This is a genomic window from Streptomyces roseofulvus (genome assembly GCF_039534915.1).
Classification (GTDB): Bacteria; Actinomycetota; Actinomycetes; order Streptomycetales; family Streptomycetaceae; genus Streptomyces; species Streptomyces roseofulvus.
On sequence record NZ_BAAAWE010000001.1, the window covers coordinates 6,795,897 to 6,820,214 of the forward strand.

Genomic DNA, 24,318 nt, shown 5'->3' on the forward strand with positions numbered 1-24,318 from the left:
ATGGAGTTGAACTGCATGTTCGTGACTTTGAGCTGCCAGTGACTGAAAATGTTTGCAAGATCTTGCGCAAGGGTCCGCCCTGTCTCCAAGCTTCGGAGCATGACGAACCTCATGCAGCGCATAGCCCGTCCGGTTGTCCTCGCCGGCACTGCCGCGGCGGGTCTTCTGGCGGCCTCGGTCGCCGCCCCGTCGGCGGTGGCGACCACCGGATCACCGGCTCCGGAGTGCGTGGAGTACTTCCAGAGCTGGCGCTACACCGACGTCCACAACGGTTGTGGGGACACCGTCTCCGTCACGGTCGAGTACACCAACGGGCAGTGGGCGCCGTGCCGTGTGATCGAGCCCGGCCGGTGGGCGACCTTCGCCGGCTACGGAACCGACGGCAACTACGTCACGGGGCTGCGGACATGTGACCCTGCCACGCCCGGCGACGCCTGAGCCCCCAGGCACGTCCCGATGCTCGGCGCCGCGCAGGCCCGAGGTTCTGTCGCAGACCCGCGGCGCGTCTCCGGCCACGTCGGGCGACCCCTCCCCGACCTCGTCGGCGCTCTCCTGCGGGCCCCCTCCGGCACGTGCCGGCGACGACGTCGTTCGTCTCGCCGCCCCGTCACCTCCTCCGGGGCCGAGGGCCGTCCGGGGCGGGACCGACGCTGCCCGCCGACGGTGTCGTCGGCGGGCAGCGGTCGGGCTTGGTCTCACGCGGCCTTCGTCAGGGTGGCGCGGTGCGGGGCAGGTGCGTGGCGGGTGAGTGCGGGGGCGGCGTCCCGGGCTTCGTGGCGCGGCCACAGGAGGAGGGCGCCGACCGCTCCCGTCGTGGCGAGGGCCGCGAGAACCGTCCAGGTGAGGGTGAAGCCGGCCGCCGTGCCGAGCCATCCCGCCAGCGGGTACGTGATCAGCCAGGCCAGGTGCGACAGGGAGAACTGGGCCGCGAACGCGCCGGGGATCGCGTTCCGTCCGACGGAGGCGCGGATGACCGTGCCGGTCGGGGTGATGACCAGGGCCATCCCGACGCCGATCGCCGTCCAGATGCCCGCCGTGGCGGTCCAGGTGAGCAGCCCCGTCGCGGACAGCGTCACCGCGGCGGTCGTGCCGCCGACCAGGACTCCGGCGCCGGTCAGCATGACCGCGCGGGCGGCGATCCGGTCGAGGACGCGGGGCAGGACCAGCGCGGCCAGGAGGGTGCCCGTGCCGGACGCGGCGAGCATCCAGGCGACGTCCGACTGCGAGCCGCCGAGCTCGTCGCGTACGTGGTTGACGGTGTTGACGACGACGATCGAACCCGCCGACGCCACCACGAGGTTGAGCGCCATCACACCCCGCAGCCGAGGCGTCCCGAGGAACGTCCTGATGCCGGCCGCCGCCTTGTCCCAGGCCTTGGTGTGACCGCTGGGGCGGGCGTCGGGGATACGGGTCGACAGGACGAGCACGGCCGAGACGAGGAAGCCGGCGGAGGTGCCCAGGAACAACCGGTCGAAGCTCAGGAACGTCAGGGCGACGGCCGCGAGGACCGGGCTGAGCAGGCTCTCCATGGTCGAGGCGACCTGGGAGGCCGACAGGGCGCGGGTGTAGGCGGACTCGTCGGTGACGATGTCGGGAATCACGGCCTGGAACGTCGGCGTGAACGCCGCCGAGGACGCCTGGAGCAGGCCGATCAGCACGTAGATGTGCCAGACCTCGGTGACCAGCGGCAGCGCCAGGACGACCAGACCGCGGACCACGTCGAGGAGGAAGAGGAACGTTCTTCTGGGGAGCCGGTCGACGTACGCGGCGGCCAGCGGCGCGATGATCACGTACATGACCATCTTGATGGTCAGGGCGGTGCTGAGCACCACGCCGGCGCGCGGACCGGCGAGGTCGTAGGCGAGGAGTCCGAGGGCGACGGTCGTCAGACCGGTCCCGAAGAGGGCGATGACCTGGGCGCCGAAGAGTCGGCGGTAGTCGCGGATGGCGAACAGGCGCATGGCGGGTTCCTTCCGTGTCCATGCGGCGGGGCACGGCCTCGTCGTGGTGGCGGCCGCGCCCCGCGGCGACAGGCGGGGAGAGGGTGACAGCAGGGCAAGGGATCGCTTCCGTTCGTGTCAGTGGTGACCGTCGTGGCCGTGGTGCGCGTGGTGGTCGCCGTGCGCGTTGTGGTCGTCGTGCGCGGGCGTGGGGGTCGTGGTGCGGACCGTGAACTCGGCCGTACGGACGACTCCCTCGTGCTGGAAGTCCAGGAACAGGCGGTAGGTGCCGGCCGTGGGCGCGACCGCCATGAACGAGATCGCGGGACCCGGCGCGGTGACACCGTCGCCGGGCTCCCCCTCCGGGTGGACGTGGAGGTAGCCCAGGTCTCCGACCCGCAGGGCGACGAGGTGCCCGTACGCGGCCAGGTAGGGCTCCAGGTCCGTGACGGGGCGGCCGTCCCGGCTGACCGTGAGGGTCAGCTCGCTCGCCTCGCCGGCGACGAGCTCGCCCTTGAGCGCCACGGTGTACGCGTCGATCCGCGCGGTCCCGGTCGCCTCGGGCAGCGGCTGCGGGGCGTACGCTCCGGCGACCGCCGCGTCGATCCCCAGCGTCAGGGTCCCGTCGTGGCCGACCGGGTGGATGTCGGTGAAGAACCGCCAGTCCCCGGGCTCCAGGGTCAGCTCGGTGCTCCAGGTGCCGTGCTCGTCCCGCACCGGGTGCACGTGCTGGAACCCGGCCGTGTCCCGCCGGACGGCGATGAAGTGCAGCTCCTTCTCGTGCTCGGCGACGTACTCGGTCACCGGCCGGCCGTCGGGGCCGATCACCCGGAAGGTGACCGGCTGTACACCGGCGGTGAGGATCGTGGAATCGAGGACGAGGGTGTAGCCGTCCGCCGAGACCGACAGCCCGCCGGGCTGAGCCCCACCGTGACCGGCGTGGCCGCCATGACCGGTGTGTCCCGCGTGGCTGCCGTGCCCCGCATGGCTGCCGTGGTGACCTGCGTGGTTGTTCATGACGTCTCCCCAGGTGTGATGCGGATCCTGTTGCCGTCCGGTCAGGACGACGATCACAACCATATACCCCCCGGGGGTATTCCGGCAGATCTTGAGGAAGGAGATTCTCCTCAGGCTTCTCCCGACCTCTCTCCTCCTCGGCCGCCCCACCTCCCCAGCCTCCGCTCCCGCCCCAAGGCGTCCGCGATCGCCGCGAAGGCGACCGCGTGCCCGCGGGCGTTCGCGTGGACGCGGTCGGCGGCGTAGATGCCGGGGTCGGCGGCGAGCGGATGGTGGTGGGTGTCGATGTGGACGCCGCCGAGGCTCCCCGTCAGCTCGGCGGTGAGGGCGTCGAGCGTGTCGAAGCGGCGGGCCATGCCCTCCGCGTACTCCGGTGGGACGAGGCCCGACCGGGCGAGGTCGAAGAGGCCGATGGTGACGACGACGGCGCCGCTCTCGGCGAGCGGGGTGAGGAGCGCGGCCAGTCCGGCCCGCAGCGCGTCCGGGTCGAAGCTCCGGAAGGCGTCGTTGCCGCCCGCGCTCACCATCACCACGTCCGGCGCGAACTCCAGGGCGGGGACGAGCTGCCGCTCCCGGATCTCGGCGAGCAGGAGGTGGGGTTCGGCCAGGTCGAGCGCGGCGAAGCCGGGGCGGGTGGCGGCGAGGGCGTCGGTGAAGCGGTCGGCGAACGACCGGTGGCGGTAGCCGGGGAGCGGGTCCATCACCCCGGCGGTGACGCTGTCGCCGAGCACGGCCAGCCGGTTCCACGGGAGGCCGCCGAGCAGCGCGGCGGCGGCGTCGGCGGGCATGCAGTACGGATCGTCGGACTCGACGGGATCCGTGCGGCGCGGATTCCGGACGGGGTGCGGGGGGACGGTCATCGCCGGTCTCCTTCGAGGGTGCGCGGGGTGGCCGCGGCGGCGGGGCGCGGCGGGGGAGGGGGCGTGAGCCGCAGGGCGAGACCGCCGGCCGCCGCGGCCAGGTTGACGGCGGTGGCGAACCCGTACACGGCGGCGTACGGCTCCGCTCCCGCGCCCGCGACCTCCGCGATGATCACGGCCGTGGCGGCGATGCCGAGACCTCCGCCGACCTGGCGGGCGGCCATGACCATGCCCGTCGCGGCGGCGAAGTCCCGGGGGGCGACGGAGAGGGCGGCGGCGCTGGAGATGCCGACGGTGGCCAGGCCGACGCCGACGCCCATCACCACTCCGGCCGGGAGCCACAGCGTCCAGAAGCGCGGCTCGGCGTCGATCAGCAGGGCCAGGACCCCCGTCGAGGCGGCGATGAGGGCCGAGCCGCCGGCCACCATCGTGCGCGGGGCGAGGGCGACGGGGAGCCGCCCGACGCCGACGCCGACGGCGGCCGTGACGAGCGCCGCCGGGCTCATCGCGAGACCGGCCTCCAGGGTGGAGTAGCCCCAGGCGCCGGTCAGGAAGAGCACGCCGAGCAGCATCGTCGTGAACAGCGCGGTGCCGTACGCGAACGAGGCACCGGTCGCGACGGCGAACGGGCGGCCGCTGAGCAGGTCGAGCCGGAGCGCGGGGCGCGGGTGCCGGAGCGCCCGCAGCACGGTCGCCACGCCCGCCACGACGGTGACGGCGGCGGCGGTCAGCACCTGTGCCGACGCCCAGCCGTGGTCGGGGCCCTGCGTCAGGGCGTACACCGCCGCGCCGACGCCGAGGGCGAGGAACAGACCGCCGAGCAGGTCGGGGGCCCGCCCCGCGCGGGACTCGCCGCTCGGCAGCTTCCGGCCGGCGATCAGCACCCAGGCGCCCACCGGCAGGTTGAGGCAGAACAGGGCGCGCCAGTCGAGGACTTCGACCATGACGCCGCCGAGTGCCGGACCCGCGGCGGCGGCCAGGGCACCCGCCGCGCTCCACACGCCGATCGCGGCGCGCCTGCGTTCGGCGGGGATCTCCGCGAGGACGAGCCCCAGGGAGGCCGGGACCAGCAGGGCCGCCGCCAGGCCCTGGACGGCGCGGGCGCCCAGCAGGACGGGCAGGTTCGGTGCCGCCGCGATCAGCAGGGACGACGCGGTGAAGACGGCGACGCCGACCAGGAAGAGCCGGGCCCGGCCGACCGCGTCGGCCAGCGGCCCGGCCGGCGCGAGCAGGGCCGCGAAGGGGATCACGTACGCGGTGGCGACCCACGAGACGGTGGTCAGCGAGACGCCGAAGTCGGCGGCGATCGGCGGCACCGCCAGGTTGGTGACGGTGGCGTCGAGGAAGCTCAGGAACGTGCCGGCGCAGGCGAGGAGCAGCGCGAGCGAGGCGCGCCGGGCGGCGGGGCCGCCGGCGGGTGAGGGCGCGGAAAGGGCCCCCGGAGAAGGCGAGTTGGGGGAAGAGGATCCGCGAGAGGAGTCGGGGAAGGAGTCGGGGGAGGAGGCGGGGGAGGAGCCGGGGGAGGAGGGGACGGAAGACGTCATGGCGAGGATTTAAGAGTACGACCGTTCGTACGTCAATGCCGTACGGTCGTTTGCTAAAGTGGCCGCCATGGCAGGACGCGCATCGGCTCAAGCAGCCCTCGAAACGCGGCGATCGGTCCTGGAGGCCGCCGCCGAGATCGCCTCCAGGGAGGGCCTGGACAGCGTCACCATCGGCCGCCTCGCGGAGGTGCTCGGGATGAGCAAGGCGGGCGTGATCGGTCAGTTCCGCAGCAAGGAGAGGCTCCAGCTGGAGACCGTGGACCTGGTCGTGGAGAGCTTCCGCGTCCGCGTCTGGCGGCCGGTGCGCCATCTCGACGCCGGACTGCCGCGCCTGCTGGCGGTGTGCGCGGCCTGGGTGAGGTACGCCGTCGACCCCGGCTACTCAGGGGGCTGCCTGCTCACCCAGGTCACCTACGACTACGACGGCCGCGCCGGAGCCGTGCACGACCGCATCGCCGAGAGCCGGACCCGCTGGCGGGACGTCCTCGGTCGCGACGTCGACGCGGCCGTCGCCGCCGGGGACCTCCCGTCCGGGACCGACACCGCCCAGGTCGTCTACGGGCTGGAGTCCCTGGCCGGCGGCGTCACTCCGGCGCGCCTCCTGCACGGCGACAGCCGTACGGAGGAGTGGGCGCTGCGCGGCATGTACGCCATCCTCGGTGTGCGGCCGTCGAACTGACGGGTCGTCACAGCCGTATGTCGGCCTGTCGTCTCGCGCACCGCGTCCTCGATCAGGTCGGCGATCTCCTGCGGTCGGGACGCCAAGGAGGCGTGGTTCGCGTCGAGTTCGACGATCTTCCGGCGGTTCATGCGCTGGGCCATCTTGCTCCGCCACGCCGGGCGCCGTCACGCCGGGCGCCGTCACGCCGTCGCCGAACGTGGAGCCGAGCGGCGCCTTCTGGGTGACCGCCATGACGAGGGCCTCGTCCGCCGACAGGTCCTGGGCGAAGCTCTCGTGGAACGCGGCGGGTGGCATCTCCTGGCTGAGCCGCCGGGGCTCTCGCCGGCGTCGGGCGCGAAGGCGGCGACGTACACCGGGGTGGTGACGTTCGGCAGGTCGCCGTGCGCGCGCCGCGCTGCGGCGGGCCGGAAGGGTGTCGGCCCGCCCGGCCCCAGGGACGTGCGCCGGAGAGCTGCTCGCGGGCCGCCCCCGGTGGCGCCCGTCCGTCGTGCGGCAGCGCCGACGGCCCGGCTCGGCCGCCCCGCCCCCTCCGATCGGAGCAGGGCGGGGCGGCCGGAGCGGTCAGGCGGGGTCGGGCTCGATGGTCAGCTCGACGCGGTCCGTGTAGGCGCGGACCTCCGCGACCGGGTCGGCGTCCCACGGCAGGTCCGCGACGACGTAGGCCGAGCGGCCGGACGAGTCGTGGAGGGCGCCGAGGCGGGAGCCGCGGGCGAGGGCGACCATGACCGAGGCGCAACGGGCGGGGGCGTCCGGGGTGGTGGCCTCGACGAGGGGCCAGACGGCGTCGTCGACGATCCAGGAGACCGGCTCGCCCTCGTAGCGGACGTCCGTCAGCCGGCCGGGCGTGTGCTCGACGAAGCGCTGGACGGCCCGGCGGGTGGGGGCCGGGTAGTCGGGGCGCACGCCGAGGGCGAGGTCGACGATGGCCGGCTCGATGGGGCGGCCGGTGGCGAGGTGCCACATCATCGTGATGGCGTCGCCGGGGAGCCGGGCGGCGATCTCCATGAGGACCGGCTGGCCGTCGCGCAGCCGGAACTCGGCGTGGGTGATGCCGCTGTCGAAGCGCAGCGCCTTGAGGATCGCGGCGTTGGCGGCGACGAGCGCGTCCGAGTGGGCGAGCGGCAGGTCGGCCGGGCTGGTGTGGCCGATCTCGGTGAAGTAGGGGCTGTCGTCCTCGTTGGTGAGCTTGGCGGTGACGCCGCTCCACAGCAGTTCGCCGCGGTGGACGAGGGCCTCGACGGAGAACTCGGGCCCGGTGACCAGTTCCTCCACGAGGATCGTCTCGTCCGGCTCGTAGGCGGTGAGCGCGGCCCGCAGCTCCTCGTCGTTCTCGACCCGGACGACGCCGGAGCTGAACATCCGGCCGGCCGGCTTGACGACGGCGGGGTACGCGTCGGCGGTCGCGGACTCCCGCTGATGGGGGGCGAAGGCCCGCCAGGCGGGGCCGTGGTCCCGGAGGACGACCCGCTGCATGACCTTGTCGCGGCAGACCCGGGCCGCCCAGGCGCCGGGACCCGGCAGGCCGAGCGCGTCGGAGAGCACCCCGCAGGGGTCGACGAAGACCTCGCCGCTGCAGATCACCCCGCGGATGTCGTAGTCCGCTATCCAGTCCTGCACGGACGCCAGGACCCCGGCGATCACGGCGTCCGGGAACTGGCGGACGGCCCGGATCCGCGACAGCGGGTGGGCCGGGTCCTCGATGTGTCCGGTCAGCTTCGCCAGGTCGGTGGTGGGGCCGACGACGACCAGCGGCGCCAGCCCGCGCTCCGCGATGTCGGTGATCAGGCGGTGCTGGCGGGCGAGGGCCGCCAGGTCGCTCATGACGATCACGGCGGGCGGACGTTGGCTCTGACGGTTCAACGGAGCTCCTCCGGTGGGATGCGGATGCACGGTCGTGGAAGATCCAGCTTGCCCGGCCGCTGCGCGCCCGGTCTGTCGATACGTCAATTCGGGGACCGCTGCGCCGGATTGGCCGGAAATCTGCGCCCGCAGCCGGGGGCGGGACTACTGGCGGTAGGTCGAGAGGAAGCGGCCGATGCGGTTGATCGCGGTCTCCAGGTCGTCGGCGCGGGGCAGCGTGACGAAGCGGAAGTGGTCCGGGCGGTGCCAGTTGAAGCCGGTGCCCTGGACGATGTGGATCTTCTCGCGCAGCAGCAGGTCGAGGACGAGCCGCTCGTCGTCGACGATCTTGTGCACCTCCGGGTCCAGCTTGGCGAAGGCGTACAGGGCGCCCTTGGGCTTGACGCAGCTCACGCCCGGGATCTCGTTCAGCGCCCGCCAGGCGACGTCGCGCTGCTCGGTGAGCCGGCCGTTCGGCAGCGTCAGGTCGTGGATGGACTGGCGGCCGCCGAGCGCGGCCTGGACGGCGTACTGGGCCGGCACATTGGGGCACAGGCGCATGCCGGCCAGCATGGTCAGGCCCTCCAGGTAGTCCGTGGCCCGCCCCTTGGGGCCGGAGACGACCAGCCAGCCGCTGCGGAAGCCGGCCACCCGGTAGGACTTGGAGAGGCCGTTGAAGGTGAGCGTCAGCACGTCGTCGCTCAGCGCGGCGAGGCAGTGGTGCTCGGCGTCGTCGTAGAGGATCTTGTCGTAGATCTCGTCGGCGAGCACCATCAGGCCGTGGCGGCGGGCGAGTTCGAGGATGCCCTCCAGGAGCTCCTTCGAATAGACCGCGCCCGTGGGGTTGTTGGGGTTGATGACGACGATGGCCTTGGTGCGGTCGGTGATCTTCGACGCGATGTCGTCGAGGTCGGGGAACCAGTCCGCCTCCTCGTCGCACAGGTAGTGCACGGGCCGGCCGCCGGCGAACCGCACCACCGCCGTCCACAGGGGGTAGTCGGGCATCGGCACCAGGACCTCGTCGCCGTCGTCGACCAGCGCCTGCACGGCCATCTGGATCAGCTCGGAGGCGCCGTTGCCCAGGTAGACGTCGTCCACGGTCACGCCCGTGACGCCGCGCTGCTGGTAGTACTGCATGACCGCGCGCCGGGCCGGCAGGATGCCCCGGGAATCGCTGTAGCCGTGCGCGTTGGGCAGGTTGCGGATGATGTCCTGGAGGATCTCCTCCGGCACCTCGAAGCCGAACGGCGCCGGATTGCCGGTGTTCAGCCGCAGGACGCTGTGACCCGCCTCCTCCAGGGCGTTGGCCTGGTCGACGACCGGGCCACGGATCTCGTAGCACACGTCCTTCAACTTGCTGGACTGTCGAAACGTCATCTGCGGCCTCCCGACCGTCACTGTCACCGTCATCCGCGCCGCTGTGGCTGCTTCGTTCTACCAAGTACCCACTTGGAAAGTCCAACCTTTTGGCTATGCTGGCCACCATGCCACGCCGAAGCTACGACCAGTACTGCGCCGTCGCCCGAGCCCTGGACGCGGTGGGGGAGCGCTGGAGTCTGCTGATCGTCCGGGAGCTCCTGAACGGCCCGCGGCGGTACACCGACCTCCACGCCGACCTCCCCGGCGTCTCCACCGACATCCTCGCCAGCCGGCTCAAGCAGCTGGAGGGCGAGGAGCTGGTCGAGCGCCGCCGCCTGGAGCGGCCGGCCAACGCGACCGTCTACCAGCTCACCCCGCGCGGGGCCGAACTGCGCCCGGTCGTCCAGGCCCTGGCCGCCTGGGGCCTGGACGCGCTCGGCGACCAGCGGCCCACGGACGCCGTCCGCACCCACTGGTTCACCGAACGCGACCCGGCCGGCGCGGCCGCGTCCGGCACGGCCCGGGAAGGGGACACGGTCGCGACACGCTGACGACACCGGGCGGGAGGCTCAGCCGCCCACCGGCGCGTCAGCGACGGCGCCACGTGCCCGGAGGCTCGGGCGTCCACGGTCGCGGCCATGACGGCGGCGCCTGCCGGGAGGCTCGGGCGTCCACGGTCGCGGCCATGACGGCGGCGCCTGCCGGGAGGCTCGGGCGTCCACGGTCGCGGCCATGACGGCGGCACCTGCCGGGAGGCTCAGGCGTCCACGGTCGCGGCCACCGACTCGCCCAGGATGCCGAGCCCCTCGGACAGTTCCTCGTCGGTGGCGGTGAGCGGCGGCAGCAGCTTCACCACCTCGTCGTCGGAGCCGGAGGTCTCCACCAGCAGACCGCGGGCGAACGCCGCGTCGGCGACCCCCCGGGCCACCTCCGCCTCCCGGAAGGCCAGGCCCCACGCCAGGCCGCGCCCGCGCCGGGCCGACACCTGCGCCGGGTACCGCTGGGCGAGGTCGCCGAGCCGCTCCTCGAAGTGCGCGCCCCGCACCTCGGTCTGCTTCTCCAGGGCGCTGTCCGCCCAGAACTCCCGCAGCGCCGCCGCCGCCGTCACGAAGGCGGGGTTGTTGCCGCGGAACGTGCCGTTGTGCTCGCCCGGCCGCCAGACGTCCAGCTCGGTGCGGAAGAGCGTCAGCGCCATCGGCAGCCCGTACCCGCTCAGGGACTTGGACAGGCAGACGATGTCCGGGGTGATCCCGGCCGCCTCGAAGCTGAAGAACGGCCCGGTCCGCCCGCAGCCCATCTGGATGTCGTCCACGACCAGCAGGATGCCCCGCCGCTCGCACAGCTCCGCCAGGTCCGCCAGCCAGGTGTGCCCGGCCGGGTTGACGCCGCCCTCGCCCTGCACCGTCTCCACGATGACGGCGGCGGGCAGCTCCATTCCGCTGCTGCGGTCGTCGAGCATGCTGTCGAGCAGCTTCAGACCCGACACCTCGCCTCCGGCGAAGCCGTCGTACGGGAGCCGCCAGGTGTGCCCCAGCGGCACCCCGGCCCCGCCGCGCTTGGACGCGTTCCCGGTGACCGCCAGGGAGCCCAGCGACATGCCGTGGAAGGCACCGGTGAAGGCCACCACCGTGTGACGCCCCGTCACCTTCCGGGCCAGCTTCAGCGCGGCCTCCACGCTGTTGGTGCCGGTCGGGCCGGGGAACTGCACCCGGTAGTCGAGCCCCCGCGGACCCAGGACCCGCGCCCCGAACTCGCGGAGGAAGTCCTCCTTCGCCACCGTCAGCATGTCCAGGCTGTGCGCGATCCCGTCCCGCTCCAGGTAGTCGAGCAGCGCCCGCTTCAACACGGGATGGTTGTGACCGTAGTTGAGGGCGCTCGCGCCCGCGAAGAAGTCCAGGTAGACGCGGTCGTCACGGTCGGTGAGCCGGCTGCCGCGGGCCTGGTCGAAGACCACGGGCCAGTTCCGGCTGTAGCTGCGGACCTCGGATTCGAGGCGGGAGGCGTTCATGAGGGGTCTCCTCGGAGAGGGGTGGGAAAGGTACGGAGGGAACGACCGGCCCGCTCAGGCACCGGACAGGAACGGAACGGCGAGCACCGCCACGCCCGCGAGCACGGCCAGCAGCAGCGCCCCGGCGGCCCGCAGCGGCGGCCCGCCGTGACGTACGGCCGCGACGGCGCCCAGCGCGTACCCGACCAGCGCCGCCGCGGCGGGACCGAGCAGCAGCAGGGGCACGCCGCCGTCCCGCGCCCCCGCCCAGGCGAAGGCGCAGCACGCCGCGCCGACGGCCAGGACCAGCCAGGGGGCAGGCGTGCGGCGGGCGGACCCGGCGGGGCGCAGCCGGGCCGCGATCCGGGCCGCGGTGCGGACGTTGGTGAGGACGTACGAGGTCAGGACGGCGGCCGTCGCCACGGCGAGCACCCATCGCGCCGGCGCCGCGACCGGGGCACCGGCACCCCGCCCCTGGACCGCAGCGAGCCCCAGGTAGGCGACCGCCACGCACGCCGCCCCCAGGACCACACCGGCGGCGGTGCGCCGCGGCCCGGCCCCGACCGCCGGGACGGCCGCGGTGACGGACTCCCAGCCGACGCCGGCGAAGAACAGTGCCGCGAGCGCCAGCCACAGGCCGCCCGGCTCCGACAGCCCCGACGGCGCCAGCGCCGTCCCCGGCCCCGGATCGGCCGGCCAGAACCAGACGGCGCACGCCAGCGCCAGCGCCCCGGCGGCCCACGGACGCCACCGGAGCAGCGCCGCCGGGAGCGTCAGCGGGGCCAGCGCCCCCGCCACGCCCACGGCGAGCACGCCGAGGGCGAGCGGCAGCCCGTCCGCCCCCGCCGCCGGCGGCACACCGTCCGCGGCGGTCAGCAGCGCCGTCGCGGCGAACCAGGCGATCGCGGCCTGCCCGGCGGTGAAGGCGACGGCGAAGACGCCGTCCACCGTCCGCTCCGCCCAGGTGCCGAGCAGCGCCCCCGCCGCCCCCGCGAGGGAGACCGGGCCGAGCCGGGCGCGGACCAGTTCCGCCAGCACCAGGGCGACCGAGCCGCCCAGCAGGACGTGCGCCGCCCAGACGAGCGGGCCGGCCCCGCCCGCCAGGGCCGTGACGACCGGCGGCATCACCAGCAGCCCGGCACCCAGGACCCCGCCCGCGACCCGGCCGGCGATCGCCCGCTCGGGCCGCGTCGCCGCCGCCGGGGCGCCGGCCGGCGACCCCTCGCCGGTCGCCGCGTCGAAGGCGTCCGGAGGCTCCGTCACGGGAGGCGCTTCCGGAGGCTCTCCGCGATGACCTTGGCCCGCAGCGACAGCAGGCTGAACGAGCCGGCATCACCGATGCCGTGGCTGGACTCGCACAGGCCGTTGAGGAAGAGCGGCGGCGTCTCGGGCGCCACCGGCCGCACCTCGTAGTCCGGTCCGACGGCCAGATAGCCGTGGGCGTCGAAGGCGAACTCCTCCGCGAGCCCCCGCATCAGCGCCGGGACGCGCTCCTGGTGGGGGGCCGGGCCGAGGTCGCGGAAGCCGGTGGCCAGCACGACGGCGTCGGCCTCGTGCACCTCCGACTCCCCGGTGTTCAGCTCGTCCACGCTCATCCGGACGCCGTCCTCGCCCACCTCCAGGGACCGCACCTGCCGGCTGCCGCTGACGAACACCCGCTGCTCGCCGTCGAGCCGCTGCTCGTAGATCAGCCGGTACAGCTCGCGCAGCACGTCGCCGTCGGCGGACGAGTAGTTCGTCAGCCGCATGAAGCGGTCGATGGCGTCCTTCCGCTCCCGCGAGGCCCCGTAGTAGTAGTCGGTGAAGCCGGGGAAGTACCCCTCCTCGCTGAACGGACTGGTGTCCTTCTCGCGAAGCGTCAGCGACCTTACGAGCGTGGTGACTTCGGCCTTCGGATAGCGCCGGGCGAGGTCCAGCGTCAGCTCCACCGCGCTCTGGCTGCCGCCGACCACGGTCACCCGGCGCGGCACCACCCCCGACTCCTCCAGCTCCCGCAGGGCCGGCAGGTACCGCGTCAGGTGGAAGACGCGCGGCGAGTCGACCGCGTCGAAGGGCTCCGGGACGTACGGGGCGCGACCGGTGCCGACGACCAGGACCCGCGCCTGGAGGGTCTCCCCGGCCGAGGTGGTGACCGTGTAGCGGGGCCGGCCGTCACCGTCCCGGTCGAGCGTGACGCCGGTGACGCGCGTGCCGTAGTCGACGAGCCGGTCGAAGTGACCCGCCGCCCAGGTCACGTACTGCGCGTACTCCTTGCGCAGCGGGAACTCCATCGGGAGGTTGAGGTGGTCGAGCAACCGCCCGTTCTCGAAGAGGTAGTTGATGAAGCTGTAGCGGCTGCGCGGATTGCGCAGCGACACCAGGTCGCGCACGGGGTGGTTCTGGATGTCCGAGCCGTCGAGCATCATCGCGCTCTGCCAGGACGGCCCCGGGCGGGCCTCCAGGAAACGGACGTCCAGGTCGTGCCCCTCTTCTTCCAGGGCGATGGCCAGGGCCAGGTTGGCCGGACCGAAGCCGATGCCGAGCACGTCGTGGCAGCGGATCACTGTTCCCCCTTGACGAAAACGGATAGGAGTCGTGCAGCCGGAGCCCGCCCGCGGCGGGCACCGGGTCGGACACCGAGCAGGGCGCCGGGTCAGGCGTCGGACAGGACCGCGTCCGCGATGCGGCGGCCGGCCTCCGGCGCCGTCTTGACGCCGCCGCCGTTCCAGCCCCGCACCGCCCAGACACGCGGTACGCCGGTCCCCGTGAGCAGCCCGGACGCCGGACCGCCGCCGTCCGGCTCGCCGTAGGCGTCGGCGGCGCGGATCGTGTCGAGGTACGGCGCCGACGCGAGCCACGGGAAGTGGGCGGTGAGCGCGGCGACGGTCGCCCGCGCGTGCCCGGGGTCCGGCGGCGCGCCGACCGGCGCGTCCCAGACCAGGTGCGGCATGCCGATCAGCGTCCGGTCGGCGCCGACCGGCTTGGCGTACAGGCCGGTCCTGAGGTCGACGAAGGTCGCGTGGTCCGGCACGGCCGGGCCGCGCCCGACCACGCTGACCTGGATCGACCGCGAGCGGACCGGAGCGGCGGGCCGGAGCCCGGGCGCCGGGTCGGCCGCCCACGGCCCGACCGCCGACACGACGGCCCCGGCCAGCACCGTGCCCGCGCCGGTGACCACCGCCGGGCGTCCGCCGCGCGTCTCCACCGCCCGCACGGGCACCCCGCAGCGGACGACGGCGCCGTCCGCGCGCGCCTGCTCCAGCCAGTCCGCCGTGACCTCCGCCGGGGCGACCCAGCCGGCCTCGGGCTCGACCAGCGCGATCCCGCCGGCCAGCCCGACGCCCGCCGCGTCCGCGGGACCCGCCACCACGTGCGCCGAGGTGCCGAGGGCCGCGTTGATCCGCTCCGCGGCCGCCCGCAGGACGGCCTCCCGGGCGGGGTCGGCGACGGTCACCGCGCCGACCGCGCGCAGGGGCGCCCGCCCCGACGCCCAGAGCGCCGGGTCCCGGTAGGCGGCCAGGCCGGCCAGGGCCAGCGGGGCGATCGCCGGATCGGGGTCGTAGGCGCGGACCATGCCGCCGGAGGAGCCGGTCGCCCCGGCGGCGCCCGGGCGGGGCGCCTGCTCCAGGACGACGACGGCCGCGCCCCGGCGGGCCAGGTGGTGCGCGACGGCGGCGCCGGTGATCCCGGCGCCCACCACCACGACGTCCGCCGCGGCGGGAAGCTCCCCGCCGCCCGCGGGACCGGTCGGGTCGGCGTCGCTCACGAGCGCCCGCTCGCGGGCGCGGGCGCCGCGCACCGGGTGCCGGAGGGCAGGAAGGACCAGTCGGCCTCGCGGACCGGCTCGCCCGGCAGGCCCAGCCACGCCCAGACCCGCTCGGCGAGCCCCGGCGTGACCGGCCACGCCAGCGCGGCGAACACCTTGGCCGCCAGGTATTCGAGCGCCAGACTGGTCCGGGCCTCCTCCGCGAGCGACGGCACCTGGCGGGCCACCCGCTCCGTCGCCCGGAACTCGGCGCACCGCTTCACGAAGGACTCCAGCAGCTCGACGTATCCCCGCGCGCTGAACGCCTCCGGCAGGACCAGACCGTCGAGTTGACGGGTCACCAGGTTCAGGTACCGGTAGAACTCGCGGTGCGCGTCCGTCCAGGCGCCCGTCCCCGGCACCACGCCGTCGCCCGGGCCGCCCAGCTCCGCGAAGCCGTCGAGCCACGCGTGCGCCGCGAGGTACAGCGGGTCCTCGGTCAGCCGGCCGGCGCGCTCCTCGGTGATCCGGGTGACCCGGCCCTCCGGGGCGTCCCGCAGCAGCGCGAGCCGTACCGCGTCCGCCCCCGACGCGTCGAGGGCGTCGTCGGCCCACACGGCGTGACCGCGGCTGGTGGAGAACTTCTCGTCGCCCAGGTGCAGGAACTGGTTGGTGACGAACGCGGCCGGCAGGTGCTCGCCCAGCCCGGCGGCGAAGGCCAGCACCGGCAGCAGCACCGCGTAGTAGAAGCTGTTGTCGTAGCCGAGGAAGAGCGCGATCCGGGCCGGTCCGCCCTCCTCGGCCTCGGCCTTCGCCGCGTCCAGGAAGGTGAGGGCGAGGTCCGCCCAGGCGTCGAGCGCCCGGCCCTCGCCGAGGTCGACGCCCCACCCGGTGGTCCGGGCGAGCCGGTACGGCGGCAGCCCCTCGTCGAGCAGCCGCTCGACCAGGATCCGCAGGTCGGGGGCGGTGGCCGTGACCCGCAGATACTCCCGCAGCTCGTCCGCGTACGCGTTCAGGTCGAGCCAGAGCGCCCGCTCCGGGCGGGTGACGGCCGCCGTGCCGCAGATCCGGCACTGGACGCCGGTCAGCTCCCGGGCCTCGTTGGGCCGCCCGCACGCCTCGCAGATCTCCCCGTCGCTGGCGGCCGCGCAGTGCGCGCACGCCCCGCGGGCGAACGCCTGGTGGAGGGAGAGGTCGCAGCTCGGGCAGTACGCGGTCTCCCGCTCCTCCTCCCGTACCGCGGGCGACGCGGCGACCCGGTCGAGCAGCGCCCGGATCCGGTCGGCGTGGCCCGGGTCCCCGGCGGGCCGGGTGAGCCGGTCGACGCCGACGCCTGCCGCGCGCAGCGTCGCCACGATGCCGTCGCCCTCGGCCGTGGCCACGGCCTCCGGGGTCGTCCCGTTCAGCCGGGCGGCGGCGGCCACGTACGACTGGTGGTCGTCGGTGCCGGTGACGTACCGCGCGTCGCGGCCGGTGCTGCGCAGCGCGCGCACCAGCAGGTCGGCGCGGACGTACGGGCCGGCGAGGTGGCCCAGGTGGAGGCCGCCGTTGGGGGTGGGCGGCGGGCAGAACACCAGGGTGCGGTCGGCGAGCCGGTCCCGCGGGGGAGCCTTGTCGAGGACGGCGACGGCGCTCGGGATGTGCTCCCAGTACACCGAGACGATGTCGAACGGCTCGTCGTGGTCGTTGCGGATCTCGTGGAAGCCGAACGGCGACAGGTAGCAGACGCTCCCGGGCCCCAGCTCGCGCTCCTCGTCGCCGAGCACGACGACCGCCCTTCCGGCCAGGACGATGAACATCTCGCCGTCCTGGTGGGCGTGGCGCTTCGAGGCGGTGTGCGCGGGGACGCTGCCGAAGACGGAGCCGAACGGCAGCCCCTCGATGTCGGTCGCGGACAGCATGGGTTGCAGGTGCATCTCGTACGACCAGCTCATCGCCGACCGGTCGAAGGCGCGCGTGATCAAGGGGACCCCCTGGTGGAGTGGGAAGGGACGGGCGGGGCGGCGTCAGGAGCCGCGGCGCTCGGCGGCGCCGCGCAGCCGCGCCGGGGCGCCGTCGGCGTCGAACGGCGCGCGGAAGGAGAACGCGAACGGCGAGGGCCCGTGGTCGTGCAGGTGCTCCAGCCGGGCGCAGGCGTCCGCCCAGGTGGGTACGGTGTCGTCGGAGACCCACCAGGCCGCGTACGTGGGCCACTCCGGCTTCAGGAACCACTCGTGCCGCCGGCCGAGCGTGGAGCGGTGCAGCCCGCTGTAGGCGAAGGCGAGGACGGAGTCCAGGTCGGCCCAGAGGGAGAGGGTGGAGGCCCGGCTGTCGGTGTCGTCGGTGCGGCCGCCGGTGTAGAACCGGGGCACCTCGAACTTGCCCCACGCGCCCCAGTCCCGCTGGAAGTTGGTGAGGTGGCTCTGGCCGGGGTCCTCCTTGGCCCGGGCGATGAAGCCGGGGCTGCGCTCCGCCTCCTCGAAGGTCGGCGGCGTCAGGTCGTCGAACTCCTGGACCTCGGGGTTCCCGTACGGCTTCTTCAGGATCGCGAACGTGGTGAACGCGACACGCGGCATCGGTCGGTGTCCTTCCCTGGGGAATTCCGGTGCTGGAATTCCGCTGCTGGATGTCCGGGGGTGGGGGGTGAGGGACGGGGGCCGTCGAGGGGGCGCTAGCGACGTGCGGCTCCCGCGCCGCGGGCCATCAGGCCGCGCATGAAGGCGCGCTGGAACTCGGCCGGCATGATCATGCGCCCGGTCAGGGCCAGGTACTTCGCGGCGAGCTCCTGGTCCGCGCAGATGGTCTCGAACATCCGCTTGCGGGTGGCCTCGTCCTTGCCGACGAGGGAGTCCCCGCAGATCCCCTCGGCGTGCGGCAGCAGGGTCTTCTCGAACTCCCGCCGGTAGGCGTCGAGTCCGTCGCGGACCCCGTCCGCGTCCAGGTTCCGGCCGGCGAACGAACGGGCCAGCAACTGGGCGGTGAGGAGGGCGAATCCGCAGCCGACGCCGCTCATCGCGTCCAGCGACAGGGCCGCGTCGCCCACGAACGGCACGGAGCCGGCCACCGGCCGCCGGAGGAGACTCGGATAGTCGCTGTAGCCGAGCAGCGGGCCCTCCGGGACCGCGTCGGCCACCGACGGCGCCTCCGCCAGCCCGTCGAAGTACTTCAGGAACTCCTGCATCCGGCCCTCGGGGCCGCGCCGCCACCCCTCGACCCGCGCCTTGTCCGCGAAGAGCACCAGCTCGGTCCGGCCGTCGACGAGCGGATAGCTGCAGGCCAGGTCCTGCTCGTTCATCACGAAGACCGAGCGGTTGTCCGGCGGTGCCTCGATCCCCCTGAAGTAGCCGAAGAGCGCGGCGCGTTCGTTGGGCCGGCTCTCGGCCTCGTTGCCGAGCAGCCCGGCCAGCCGCGAGCGCCGCCCGTCCGCCGCCACCACGAGGCGTGCCCGGTACCGCCGTTCACCGGCCTCGCCCCGCGTGTGCACCACGGACCAGCCGTCGGCGCCCTCCTCGACGCCCTCCACCCCGGTGGCCTCCGCGAACCGGACGCCGTGCCGTCGCGCCGACTCACGGATCGCCGGGTCGAGGACCCGCCGCTCCAGGTTGAGCGCGTACGACTCCGGCCGCTCGGGGTCGTATCCGGTGCCCGGCGTCTCGACCACGCCCCCGGGCGTCACGAACACCGCCTTGGTCGCCACCGACCAGGACGGCTCGCGCAGGTGGGCGAGCCCGAGGGCGTTGAGCAGCGGCACCGTGTGCGGCTGCACGAAGTGGGTGCAGAGCTGCTTGTGGTACTCCTCGGGCGTCGCCCGCTTCTCGAAGACCGCCACCCGGTACCCCATCGTGGCGAAGTGGACGGCGGTGGCGCAGCCGGCGAGGCTGCCGCCCACCACGGCCACGTCCAGCGGCCTGTCGTCGTGCTCCTCGGTGCTCACAGGACGGCTCCCCGGTTCTGGAAGGGACGGACGGTCGGTGGGACGGTGGTGCGGTCGGACGGGCGTGCCGGTCGGCTCCGGGCCGCCGGCGGTCAGCACCCGCAGCCGGCGTGGTGGCTGTGCTCCGGGGCGGCGTGGCCCTCCGTCGGGTGGCCGTCCCGCTTCCACCAGTCGAGGCCGCCGATCAGCTCCTTCACCCGGAAGCCCGCCGTCGCCAGCTTGATCGCCGTCTTGGTGGAGGCGTTGCACCCGATCCCGTCGCAGTACGTCACGTACAGCGGCGCCCGGGAGAGCCCGGCCAGCGAGTCCTGGGAGATCGAGCGGTGCGGGATGCTGACCGCGCCGGGGATGTGCTCCGCCGCGTACGACTCGCTGCTGCGCCCGTCGACGACGACGAGGTCCTGGCCGGCCGCGAGGGCGTCGCGGAGGTCGGCCGAGTCGATCTCGTAGGCGAGCTTGGCCTGGTAGTAGGCGAGCTGGTCGTTCTGCTCCCGGGGCTCGGCGGCGGCGGTCTCGGCGGCGGGCCGCTCCTCCGGCCCGCCCAGGAACCGGCCGGCGATGGCGTACAGGTCGCCGAGGGTGCTGGGCGTGACGAGGGAGTCCGCGTGCTCGCCGAGGTCGACGCCGGCGTCCTCCAGGAGGGTGACGAGGACGCTGATGGTGAGCAGGGAGTCCAGGCCCAGGGTGTTGAGCGGGGTGGCGTCGGGGAGCGGGGCGAGGTCCACCGGCTTCCCGAGCGCCGTCTCCAGGTAGGCGGCGACCTTCTCCTTGACCGGGTCGTTCACCGCTGTGGTCATATCTCCTCCTTGTCGGCGTCGTCGAAGGGTTCGACGGCGCCATCGGCCGACATGTCGAGGTACGGGGAGGACGGCGGCGCGTCCGCCGCCGTGAGCCGCTGGACCAGCAGCGGCGCGTCGGGCTCGTGACCCGGTACGGTCCGGACGAGCACCGCCGGGCGCAGGGGCTCGGGCAGGAGGCCCCGCAGGTGCTCGGTGACGTCGTGGAGCGTCCCCGCGTCCTTCGCCGTGACGGCGAGGGCGACGACGTTCCGCCGGCCCCGCGGGACGACGGCGGCGGTGGCCCGCTCGACGCCGGGACAGCCGAGGGCGGCCCGCTCGATCTCGTACAGGTGGGTGCGGCGCCCCGCGAGCCAGGTGATCCGGTCGTCGGCGTGGCGGCGCAGCACGAGCGCGCCGCCCTCGTCGTGGGCGCAGACGTCCCCGGTGCGGAACCAGCGGGTCCCGTCGGCCTCGACGACCAGCCGGGCGGTCTCCTCGGGCTGGTCGAAGTAGCCGCGCATGACCTGGGGGCCGCCGATCCAGAGCTCGCCCTCCGCGCCCGCTCCGCGGACCTCGGCCCCGTCCCGCACGAGCTTGGCGAGGGTGCCCCGCAGGGGCCGGCCGACCGGACAGGGAGCGCCGCTCTCGACGTCCCCGGTGCCGACGGTGTGGGTGAGGGCGAAGATCGTCGCCTCCGGCGGGCCGAAGGCGTGCACCAGCCGGATCCCGGGGAGCCCCGTGGTCCAGGAGCGCAGCACGTGCGGCGGGCAGACCTGAGCGCCCGTCATCACCACGTCCAGAGAAGGCAGTTTGTCGCGGGTGAGATGCCGCCCGTCCTCGGTGATCAGAGCGAGCAGCATGGTGACGGCGATCAGGTGGGTGATGCGCTGCCGTGCCAGCGTGGAGCGGAGGACGGCGCCGGCCGGGAGGCCGCGGAACTGGTGGACGAAGGCCCCGACGGAGAGGGGCAGCAGGGTGTCCAGCAGCGACACGTCGAAGTGGAACGGGGAGAGGGACAGCACCCGGGAGTCGGGTGTGAGGCCCAGCACCTCGTTGTGGCCGGCGAAGTGGGCGACCAGGCCGGCGGCGGTGATCTCGGCGCCCTGCGGCTCGCCGGTGGCGCCGGAGGCGAAGACGATGTACGCGAGGTCGTCCGGCCCGTGGGCCACGGTGGTGTGCGCGACGGGGGGCCCGTGGAGGACGCCGACCAGGCCCTCCCCGTCGAGCATCGGGACGCCGGGGAGCACCGGGGGCCGCCCGGGCGGGGTGACCACGGCGGCGGGCCGGAGCCGGTCGAGCAGCGCGTGGAGGCGGGGTCCTGGTTCCGCCGCGTCGACGGGGACGTGGACGGCGCCGCGCTTCCAGATGCCCAGGATGATCATGGGCATGACAGGCCGGGTCTCGGTGAGGACCACGACCCGGTCACCCGGGCCCACCCCCTGCCCTTCCAGCCAGGCCGCGATCCTCAGGGCGCCGTCCTCGAGCTCGGCGAAGGTGTGCCGCACGCCGCCGTCGTCGATCGCCACGCGGTCCGGCCAGCGGCGGGCCGGTCCCGCCAGCAGATCACCGAGGGCGGGCGGCGGACCCGCGGCGCCGTTGACTCCGGTCACGAGCGACCCCGTTCGTCGAGAGGAGGGAGCGGAAAGGCGGTCCGGGCGATCTCGGCGACCGCGCTTCCCGCCGAGGCCAGCCGGCCGGCGTACAGGCAGAAGTCGTGCGGGAGATCGGGGAAGTGCAGGTGCCGCAGACCGGGCGAGCGGGCGGCGGTCAGCTCCGCCCAGGCGATCCCCTCGTCCCGGAGGACGTCGCAGCCGGCGGTCACGATCGAGGTGCCCGGCAGCCGTGCCAGATCGCTCTCCGACAGTCGCATCGGATCGAAGTCCCGGGCGGAGAAGAAGGGTTCGAGGAACGAGAGGAAGGTCCGCATGGCGTCCCGGTCGAGGAAGTGGCCCTCGCCGAAGGCCCGGTAGGACGCCCGCTCGGTCCGCAGGTCGAGGACCGGGTAGAGGAGGACGATCCGCGCGAACGCCCCGGGTGACACCCGCAGGCTCAGATAGAGCGCGAGCAGTCCGCCGACGCTGTCGCCGGCCAGCACCACCGGCCGGCCCGTCGACTCCCCGCACCGGGCGGCGATGTGGTCCGCCAGGCGCTCCACCGCCACCTCGACGGTGTGCTCCGGCGCCTTGGGGTAGTCGAACGCCTCCACGGGCGCCCGCAGGGTGCCCGCCAGCGTGCGTAAGAAGGGCTGGAAGACGTCGGTCGAGTAGTAGACCATCCCGCCGCCGTGGATGTAGACGACCCAGGGGCTGTCCGGGTCCTCCCGCGGGGGCCGGACGGTGACCGAGTGCGGCCCCCGCTCGATCGCGGCGCCGTCCGCCGGGTCGACGGCGCCGCCGAAGCGGGCGATCCAGCGCTCGGCGTTGGCCCGGTCCTGCGTGAGCGAACCGGTCGACGCCCGTACCGCCATGATCCGGCGGGCGGCGGCCAGCCGCCCGAACTCGGGGTGCAGCGCCGACTCCGTGCCGGCCGTGGCCACCCCCGTCTCCGTCTCAGGCATGCCCACCCCCGTCGACGGGCCTCACGTCCCCGGCCGGGGTGAAGGCGAAGCGGGTCGCGCTCTCCTCCCGGACCGCCTCGGCGAGCCGTCCCATCAGCAGCTTCTCGTCCGTCTTGCCGGTCGAGGAGACGCTGAGCTCGGGCGACCAGGCGATCACGCTGGGCATCATGTAGGCGGGCAGCAGCTCGGCGAGCCGCTTCTCCGCCGTCGCCACCGCCGCCCGGTCCGGTGCCATCACCACCAGGGCGATCACGTCGTGGCCCAGCCGGGGGACCAGCGCGACGGCCGCCCGCTCGACGCCGGGGCAGCTCAGCACGGTCTGCCGGATCTCGCCCAGATGGATCCGCCGGCCGGCGAGCTTCACCTCGTCGTCGTTCCGGCCCCGGAAGACGATGTCGCCGTTCTCGTCGTACGCGCAGAGGTCGCCGGTGCGGTAGTAGCGGACGCCGTCCACCTCGACCACGCGCCGGGCGGTCTCCTCCGGCCGGCCGAGGTAGCCGCGCATCACCTGCTCGCCGCCGATCCACAACTCCCCGACCCGGCCCGGCTCGTGGACCGGTGACCCGTCGTCCACGATCCGCGCCTCGACCCCGCGCAGCGGCCGGCCGATCGGATAGGAGCCGACGCGGTCCGGGTCCACCCGCACGATCTCGTGGGCGACACAGACGATCGTCGTCTCGGTCGGCCCGTAGACGTTGATCACCCGGACCTCGGGCAGGCCTTCCTTCCAGACGTTGATGACCCCCGGGTCGCAGACCTCCGCGCCCGTCATCACCATCTCCAGGCACGGGAAGTTCTCCCGGGTGACGTGCCGCCCGCCCTCGGTGATCATCGTCAACAGCGTGGAGACCGCGATCAGATGGGTGATCCGCTCGCGGGTGATCAACGCCCGCATGACCGCTCCGGCGTGCATCCCGCCGAACTGGTGGACGTACGCGCCCAGCGACAGCGGCAGCAGCGTGTCCTCGATCGACACGTCGAAGTGGAACGGCGAGAGGCTGAACACCCGCGAGGCGGGGGTGAACCGGAGCACCTCGTTGTGGTTCCCGAAGTACGCGACCAGGCTGGCGACGGTGATCTCCACGCCCTTGGGCTCACCCGTGGAGCCCGAGGTGAAGATGATGTACGCCGTGGAGTCGGGCCGGTGCGGCACGGTCGGCCACTCCCGCGCCGGGCCCGCGAGGACCGCGTCCAGCTCCGCCCGGCCGGCCCAGCGGACCCCGTCGGCGACCGGCGCCCGATCGTCGAGGGCCAGCACGATCCGCGCGTCGAGCCGTTCCAGCAGTCCGCGCAGCCGCGGCTCCGGGGCCGTGCCGTCGAGCGGCACGTAGACGGCGCCGCACTTCCACGCCGCGATCGCCAGCACCGGCATCAGCGCGCTCTTCTCGGCGAGGATCGCCACCCGGTCGTCCGGGCCGACGCCCTGCCCGGCCAGCCAGGCCGCGAGCGTGGTGGCCCGCTCCTCCAGTTCGGCGAAGGTCAGGCCGAGCCGGCCGTCGTGCAGGGCCGCGCGGTCCGGCCAGTTCGCCGCGGCCGCGCCGACCAGATCGCCGAGCGCGGGCGCCGGACCGGCCTGGTCGGCGGGGTCGATCGACCACGGCGGCAGCGGGGCCGGCGGGGCCTTCGGTTCGGGCGTCTTCGTCACGAGCCGTCACGCATCCCGACGTCGTAGGTGAAACGGACCTTCTCCTTGGAGCGGGCACCCATCCGCGCGTAGAAGCCGATGCCCGGCTCGTTGTCCCGCGGCGTCTGCCACTCCGCCCAGCCGCACCCCTCGGCCCGCGCGAACTCGCGCAGCCGCTCCAGGAAGACCCGTCCGAGCCCGAGCCCGCGGTACGCCTCCTGGAGGTACAGGCAGTCCATGTGGGCGAACCGGGCGGCGCTCCAGGTGGAGAATTCGACGGTCACCGTCATGAAGCCGCAGGGCTTCCCGCCGTCCAGCGCGAGCCACCCGTACACCGCGGGCCGCTCGCCGAAGAACGCCGTACGCCAGCGCTCCACCTGCCCGTCGTCGGCGAAGTCCGCCTTCTCGTACTCCGCGTGCTCGACGCAGAGCGCGAGCAGCGCCTCCAGCTGGTCCGGCTCGATCCGCCGGACCTCGATGTCGTGCCTCACGC

The 24,318-nt window shown here is 74.1% G+C and carries 20 protein-coding genes and 1 pseudogene; 3 read left to right on the plus strand and 18 right to left on the minus strand.

Going from position 1 to position 24,318, the window contains the following annotated elements; all coding sequences use genetic code 11:
* Positions 1 to 99 precede the first annotated feature (99 nt).
* Entirely contained in the window at positions 100 to 438 is a 339-nt protein-coding gene (locus ABFY03_RS31330) for an alpha-amylase (RefSeq protein WP_346171399.1), read from the plus strand.
* Between the two features lie 257 nt (positions 439 to 695).
* Here ABFY03_RS31330 and ABFY03_RS31335 read toward each other — a convergent pair whose 3' ends face one another.
* The 4 genes from ABFY03_RS31335 to ABFY03_RS31350 form a co-directional block, all read right to left on the minus strand.
* Positions 696 to 1,961, minus strand: coding sequence for an MFS transporter (locus tag ABFY03_RS31335; RefSeq protein WP_346171400.1), 1,266 nt, complete (start codon positions 1,959 to 1,961; stop codon positions 696 to 698).
* 117 nt (positions 1,962 to 2,078) lie between these two features.
* Positions 2,079 to 2,957 carry a hypothetical protein gene (locus tag ABFY03_RS31340; protein WP_346171401.1) on the minus strand — a complete coding sequence of 293 codons (879 nt, stop codon included), beginning with the start codon at positions 2,955 to 2,957 and terminating at the stop codon, positions 2,079 to 2,081.
* 110 nt (positions 2,958 to 3,067) lie between these two features.
* Entirely contained in the window at positions 3,068 to 3,817 is a 750-nt protein-coding gene (locus ABFY03_RS31345; RefSeq protein WP_346171402.1) for an SGNH/GDSL hydrolase family protein, read from the minus strand.
* Entirely contained in the window at positions 3,814 to 5,361 is a 1,548-nt protein-coding gene (locus ABFY03_RS31350) for a DHA2 family efflux MFS transporter permease subunit (RefSeq protein WP_346171403.1), read from the minus strand. Before ABFY03_RS31350 ends, ABFY03_RS31345 begins: the two co-directional genes overlap by 4 nt.
* 67 nt (positions 5,362 to 5,428) lie before the next feature.
* Between ABFY03_RS31350 and ABFY03_RS31355 the strand changes: the two genes are divergently transcribed.
* Entirely contained in the window at positions 5,429 to 6,040 is a 612-nt protein-coding gene (locus ABFY03_RS31355) for a TetR family transcriptional regulator C-terminal domain-containing protein (protein ID WP_346171404.1), read from the plus strand.
* Between the two features lie 564 nt (positions 6,041 to 6,604).
* Here ABFY03_RS31355 and ABFY03_RS31360 read toward each other — a convergent pair.
* A complete protein-coding gene (locus ABFY03_RS31360; RefSeq protein ID WP_319010357.1) occupies positions 6,605 to 7,903 on the minus strand; it encodes an ATP-grasp domain-containing protein in 1,299 nt (432 codons plus the stop codon).
* A gap of 144 nt (positions 7,904 to 8,047) precedes the next feature.
* Positions 8,048 to 9,259: a pyridoxal phosphate-dependent aminotransferase gene (locus ABFY03_RS31365; RefSeq protein ID WP_319010358.1), complete on the minus strand. Its 1,212-nt coding sequence runs from the start codon at positions 9,257 to 9,259 to the stop codon at positions 8,048 to 8,050.
* A gap of 107 nt (positions 9,260 to 9,366) precedes the next feature.
* Here ABFY03_RS31365 and ABFY03_RS31370 point away from each other — a divergent pair.
* Positions 9,367 to 9,720 (plus strand): annotated as a pseudogene (locus ABFY03_RS31370) (winged helix-turn-helix transcriptional regulator); the annotation flags it as partial.
* Between the two features lie 278 nt (positions 9,721 to 9,998).
* Here the strand turns inward: ABFY03_RS31370 and ectB are convergent.
* From ectB to ABFY03_RS31430, 12 genes are all read right to left on the minus strand, one after another.
* On the minus strand, positions 9,999 to 11,249 hold the full coding sequence (gene ectB, locus ABFY03_RS31375) for a diaminobutyrate--2-oxoglutarate transaminase (RefSeq protein ID WP_346171405.1): 1,251 nt from the start codon (positions 11,247 to 11,249) through the stop codon (positions 9,999 to 10,001).
* A gap of 54 nt (positions 11,250 to 11,303) precedes the next feature.
* The gene (locus ABFY03_RS31380) at positions 11,304 to 12,491 is read right to left on the minus strand and encodes an amino acid:polyamine antiporter (protein ID WP_346171406.1); all 1,188 of its coding nucleotides are present in this window, start codon (positions 12,489 to 12,491) and stop codon (positions 11,304 to 11,306) included.
* The gene (locus tag ABFY03_RS31385) at positions 12,488 to 13,771 is read right to left on the minus strand and encodes a lysine N(6)-hydroxylase/L-ornithine N(5)-oxygenase family protein (RefSeq protein WP_319010361.1); all 1,284 of its coding nucleotides are present in this window, start codon (positions 13,769 to 13,771) and stop codon (positions 12,488 to 12,490) included. Before ABFY03_RS31385 ends, ABFY03_RS31380 begins: the two co-directional genes overlap by 4 nt.
* An 89-nt stretch (positions 13,772 to 13,860) precedes the next feature.
* Positions 13,861 to 14,973, minus strand: coding sequence for an NAD(P)/FAD-dependent oxidoreductase (locus ABFY03_RS31390; protein ID WP_346171407.1), 1,113 nt, complete (start codon positions 14,971 to 14,973; stop codon positions 13,861 to 13,863).
* Positions 14,970 to 16,916 (minus strand): class I tRNA ligase family protein, encoded by a 1,947-nt coding sequence (locus ABFY03_RS31395; RefSeq protein ID WP_346171408.1) that lies wholly within the window; start codon positions 16,914 to 16,916, stop codon positions 14,970 to 14,972. Before ABFY03_RS31395 ends, ABFY03_RS31390 begins: the two co-directional genes overlap by 4 nt.
* Positions 16,917 to 16,958: 42 nt before the next feature.
* On the minus strand, positions 16,959 to 17,507 hold the full coding sequence (locus tag ABFY03_RS31400; RefSeq protein WP_319010364.1) for a DUF3291 domain-containing protein: 549 nt from the start codon (positions 17,505 to 17,507) through the stop codon (positions 16,959 to 16,961).
* Between the two features lie 95 nt (positions 17,508 to 17,602).
* A complete protein-coding gene (locus tag ABFY03_RS31405) occupies positions 17,603 to 18,865 on the minus strand; it encodes an NAD(P)/FAD-dependent oxidoreductase (RefSeq protein ID WP_346171409.1) in 1,263 nt (420 codons plus the stop codon).
* Positions 18,866 to 18,957: 92 nt separating this feature from the next.
* Positions 18,958 to 19,662, minus strand: a complete 705-nt coding sequence (locus ABFY03_RS31410; RefSeq protein ID WP_319010366.1) for a rhodanese-like domain-containing protein — start codon at positions 19,660 to 19,662, stop codon at positions 18,958 to 18,960.
* Positions 19,659 to 21,254: an AMP-binding protein gene (locus ABFY03_RS31415; protein WP_346171410.1), complete on the minus strand. Its 1,596-nt coding sequence runs from the start codon at positions 21,252 to 21,254 to the stop codon at positions 19,659 to 19,661. Before ABFY03_RS31415 ends, ABFY03_RS31410 begins: the two co-directional genes overlap by 4 nt.
* Positions 21,251 to 22,201, minus strand: a complete 951-nt coding sequence (locus ABFY03_RS31420; protein ID WP_346171411.1) for an alpha/beta hydrolase fold domain-containing protein — start codon at positions 22,199 to 22,201, stop codon at positions 21,251 to 21,253. The genes ABFY03_RS31415 and ABFY03_RS31420 overlap by 4 nt, the downstream gene beginning before the upstream one ends.
* Positions 22,194 to 23,846: an amino acid adenylation domain-containing protein gene (locus ABFY03_RS31425; protein WP_346171412.1), complete on the minus strand. Its 1,653-nt coding sequence runs from the start codon at positions 23,844 to 23,846 to the stop codon at positions 22,194 to 22,196. The genes ABFY03_RS31420 and ABFY03_RS31425 overlap by 8 nt, the downstream gene beginning before the upstream one ends.
* Positions 23,843 to 24,316 (minus strand): GNAT family N-acetyltransferase, encoded by a 474-nt coding sequence (locus ABFY03_RS31430; protein WP_319010370.1) that lies wholly within the window; start codon positions 24,314 to 24,316, stop codon positions 23,843 to 23,845. The genes ABFY03_RS31425 and ABFY03_RS31430 overlap by 4 nt, the downstream gene beginning before the upstream one ends.
* Positions 24,317 to 24,318 lie beyond the last annotated feature (2 nt).

Bases quoted from the DNA above. Each gene is read 5' to 3' on its own strand.
- ABFY03_RS31330 (WP_346171399.1), top strand. From the start codon at position 100: ATGACGAACCTCATGCAGCGCATAGCCCGTCCGGTTGTCCTCGCCGGC.
- ABFY03_RS31335 (WP_346171400.1), bottom strand. From the start codon at position 1,961: ATGCGCCTGTTCGCCATCCGCGACTACCGCCGACTCTTCGGCGCCCAG.
- ABFY03_RS31340 (WP_346171401.1), bottom strand. From the start codon at position 2,957: ATGAACAACCACGCAGGTCACCACGGCAGCCATGCGGGGCACGGCAGC.
- ABFY03_RS31345 (WP_346171402.1), bottom strand. From the start codon at position 3,817: ATGACCGTCCCCCCGCACCCCGTCCGGAATCCGCGCCGCACGGATCCC.
- ABFY03_RS31350 (WP_346171403.1), bottom strand. From the start codon at position 5,361: ATGACGTCTTCCGTCCCCTCCTCCCCCGGCTCCTCCCCCGCCTCCTCC.
- ABFY03_RS31355 (WP_346171404.1), top strand. From the start codon at position 5,429: ATGGCAGGACGCGCATCGGCTCAAGCAGCCCTCGAAACGCGGCGATCG.
- ABFY03_RS31365 (WP_319010358.1), bottom strand. From the start codon at position 9,259: ATGACGTTTCGACAGTCCAGCAAGTTGAAGGACGTGTGCTACGAGATC.
- ectB (WP_346171405.1), bottom strand. From the start codon at position 11,249: ATGAACGCCTCCCGCCTCGAATCCGAGGTCCGCAGCTACAGCCGGAAC.
- ABFY03_RS31400 (WP_319010364.1), bottom strand. From the start codon at position 17,507: ATGCCGCGTGTCGCGTTCACCACGTTCGCGATCCTGAAGAAGCCGTAC.
- ABFY03_RS31410 (WP_319010366.1), bottom strand. From the start codon at position 19,662: ATGACCACAGCGGTGAACGACCCGGTCAAGGAGAAGGTCGCCGCCTAC.
- ABFY03_RS31420 (WP_346171411.1), bottom strand. From the start codon at position 22,201: ATGCCTGAGACGGAGACGGGGGTGGCCACGGCCGGCACGGAGTCGGCG.